The sequence below is a fragment of the Massilia sp. P2_C2 genome (assembly GCF_056404615.1).
Genome location: NZ_JBFUDR010000480.1, coordinates 1 through 3,212, shown reverse-complemented (window position 1 = coordinate 3,212; position 3,212 = coordinate 1). Strand labels below are relative to the sequence as shown.

Here is a 3,212-nt window from a genome sequence, read left to right as displayed (position 1 = left end):
GATACAGATCGAACAAGACCGGTGTCAACGCCTGCGCGATCGTGCCATATCCAACGAAAAGAATTCTGCGATGTTTCATCTACCAGAGAAGCCGTGCCGACGCGGAATTGTAGAGTATCGGGACGATGGCGAACATGGCCGCCGCAGGCGTGAACTCCTCCCTCAGCGCAACGACCGAACCATCAAATATTCCAGGTCACGACGCTGTCTGTGCGCCGCGCCGCCCGCATCATTTCCAGCAGCGGAAACAAATGCGCCGCGAAATCGACAGCTTCCTGGACTTGGGGAAAATGATTCACGCCTTCAGCGGCGTGGTGCAATTCGACGTCCTGCGCCAAGGCTTGCGTCGCCGCATGGTGCTTGCTATCCACCGTCGTCGCTTCGAGGACACCGATCGCGTTGTCCAGCTCGCTAGCAGAGAAATAGCCGTTGGCTGTGCTCTTGCCGAATGGCGCGAGCGCCTTTTGCGCGTGACGGTCGAGCATCAAGACATCGGCGGCGGCTTTCGATTTGAATTTTACGAGCATGGCATATCCTCTTGAATGGCGTTTCGATATTGATGACTTGAAGCCTCGGACGAAACCGATCTTTTAGCGTGTTCTCTCTTGGGCTTCAGCAACAGGGCCAGTCTAGTGGATTGCTTGAAAAAAAATCGTAAAAATTGCGATCAACGGTGTACACGAGCGCCAACCTCGCTGCGTCCGAAGTCCGCCGTCGGCGCCCGAATCACATGGACATCGCGATCACCGCCTGATCAAGGGTGCGTCCCAAGACGACAAGCATAAGGACTGGATCGAGGTGACAGGCGTCCATTGGGGAGTCTTTCAGCCGCAGGCAAGCACAGCCAGTCGCATTGTGCAAAGTTCGTTCGCCTGGCTCTTGAAGCGGGGGGCGCGAACACGAAGGGCCATCCGACGCCAGCCAGACTGTACGGTCCCACGCTACTCGGTAATGGTTTTCATGCCATTTCAGTCGATAATCCCGACAAGTTCCCGTTTCAACAGGGCGATATTGTCGTGATTCAGCCGACCAAGCATGGCAACCCGGCTGGTCACATTGCCGGCTTCGATGGAAAGGAATGGGTTTCGGATTTTGTCCAGCACGGCTTCTGGCCGGGAACTGAATACGCAAAGGAGAAGCCGAGTTATGTCGTCTATCGCCGTTAAACGCCTCACCCTGATGGCATCGGTCGCACTGTCGATTGGATTCAGCGGTTCGGCGCTTGCCACGAAAGCGGATAACGAAGCCACCGTGGTCGCGAAGCTGTACAAGGATTTTGCGTGGCAGGCGGTGGCAAGCCAGGCGGACCTGTTCGGAGACAACCTGGCGCACCAGGGCAAAGCGACGCTTGAAAAATACTTCGCTCCCGCGCTGGCGGATTTACTGGTCAAGGATGCGGCGTGCCAGGCCAGGTACCAAGGCATCTGCAACCTCGACTTCGACCTGCTGTTCGATTCGCAGGATCCACGCGTGACCGACCTGGACGTAACGAGGATGTCGCCGGGTCGGGTATCCGTGGTCTACAAGGATCCGGTCGATGAGAGAAAAACGCAGATCGATTTCGTAGTGGCGCGAGTGGGCGGTATCTGGAAGATCACCGATGTCGTCTACAGACGACCCGACAAGGTGTCCCTGAGACAGGTCCTGTCCCGGAAGATTCCGTAATCTTCCGACCGAAAACAAAAAAACCGGGACGCCAGGTCCCGGTTTTTTGCGACGCCTGGCGCCGCAATCAGCGCTTGCGCGGCGGCGGCAAGTCGGTGCAGACGCCTTTGTAGACCTCTGCCGCCATGCCGATCGATTCACCCAGCGTCGGGTGCGGGTGGATCGTCTTGCCGATATCCACGCCGTCCGCGCCCATCTCGATCGCCAGCGCGACTTCGCCGATCATGTCGCCGGCATTCGTACCGACGATCGTGCCGCCCACGATGCGGTGGGTCTCCGCGTCGAACAGCAGCTTCGTGAAGCCTTCCGCACGGCCGTTGGCGACGGCGCGGCCCGAGGCGCCCCACGGGAAGTGCCCCTTCTCGACCTTGACGCCCTTGGCTTTCGCTTCGTCCTCGGTCAGGCCGACCCATGCCACTTCCGGATCGGTGTACGCCACCGACGGGATCACTTTCGCATCGAAGAAGGCCTTCTCGCCGTGCGCGGCTTCCGCTGCGACGTGGGCTTCATGCACGGCCTTGTGCGCCAGCATCGGCTGGCCCACCAGGTCGCCGATGGCGAAGATGTGCGGCACGTTCGTGCGCATCTGGCCGTCGACCGGGATGAAACCGCGGTCGCTGACCGCCACGCCCGCGTTCTCGGCGCCGATCTTCTTGCCGTTCGGGCTGCGGCCCACGGCCACCAGCACGAGGTCGTAGACCTGCGCTTCCGGTGCCGGCTGGCCCGCTTCCGCCGCTTCGAACRTCACCTTGATACCTTGCGGCAGCGCTTCCACGCCGACGGTCTTGGTCTTCAACATGATGTTGTCGAAGCGATGCGCGTTGAACTTCTGCCAGACCTTGACGGCCTCGCGGTCCGCGCCCTGCATCAGGCCATCCATCATCTCGACGACGTCGATGCGCGCACCCAGGGTCGAGTACACGGTCGCCATTTCGAGGCCGATGATGCCGCCGCCGATGACGAGCATGCGCTTCGGCACCTGGCGCAGTTCCAGGGCGCCGGTCGAATCGACGATGCGTGGATCTTCCGGCACGAACGGCAGCTTCACGACGGCCGAACCGGCCGCGATGATCGCCTTCTGGAACGCGACGACCTTCTTGCCACCGTCGGCAGCCGTCACCTCGATGTGGTTCGGGCTCAGGAATTTACCGACGCCCTGCACCACGTTGACCTTGCGGCCCTTGGCCATGCCGGCCAGGCCGCCCGTCATCGTCTTGATGACGCCATCCTTGTAGGCGCGCAGCTTGTCGATGTCGACGTCCGGCTTCGCGAACGACACGCCGAGGTCGGCCATGTGCGCCGTCTCGTCCATGATGTGCGCCACGTGCAGCAGTGCCTTGGACGGGATGCAGCCCACGTTCAGGCAGACGCCGCCCAAGGTTGCATACTTCTCGACGAGGACGGTGTTCATGCCCAGGTCGGCCGAGCGGAAGGCGGCCGAGTAGCCGCCGGGGCCCGCGCCCAGCACCATCATCTCGCATTCGACGTCGACCGGGCCGGTGTAGCTGGCCGCGTTCGGAATCGGTGCGGCCGGCGTAGGTGCGGCC

Annotated in this window: 4 protein-coding genes; 2 read left to right on the top strand and 2 right to left on the bottom strand. The window is 61.4% G+C overall.

Annotated features, from left to right (window positions below):
• Nucleotides 1–182: 182 nt before the first annotated feature.
• Nucleotides 183–527: a DUF1840 family protein gene (locus tag AC1DYX_RS29705; protein WP_477265598.1), complete on the bottom strand. Its 345-nt coding sequence runs from the start codon at nt 525–527 to the stop codon at nt 183–185.
• A 285-nt stretch (nt 528–812) separates the two neighbouring features.
• On the opposite strand from AC1DYX_RS29705, the gene AC1DYX_RS29700 reads away from it, so the two are divergent.
• A complete protein-coding gene (locus AC1DYX_RS29700; protein ID WP_477265599.1) occupies nt 813–1,166 on the top strand; it encodes a CHAP domain-containing protein in 354 nt (117 codons plus the stop codon).
• Entirely contained in the window at nt 1,147–1,665 is a 519-nt protein-coding gene (locus AC1DYX_RS29695; RefSeq protein WP_477265596.1) for a YqhG/Tai3 family protein, read from the top strand. Before AC1DYX_RS29700 ends, AC1DYX_RS29695 begins: the two co-directional genes overlap by 20 nt.
• Before the next feature lie 67 nt (nt 1,666–1,732).
• On the opposite strand, the gene lpdA is transcribed toward AC1DYX_RS29695, so the two are convergent.
• A partial coding sequence (gene lpdA, locus AC1DYX_RS29690) for a dihydrolipoyl dehydrogenase (protein ID WP_477265594.1) occupies nt 1,733–3,212 on the bottom strand: 1,480 nt, incomplete at its 5' end.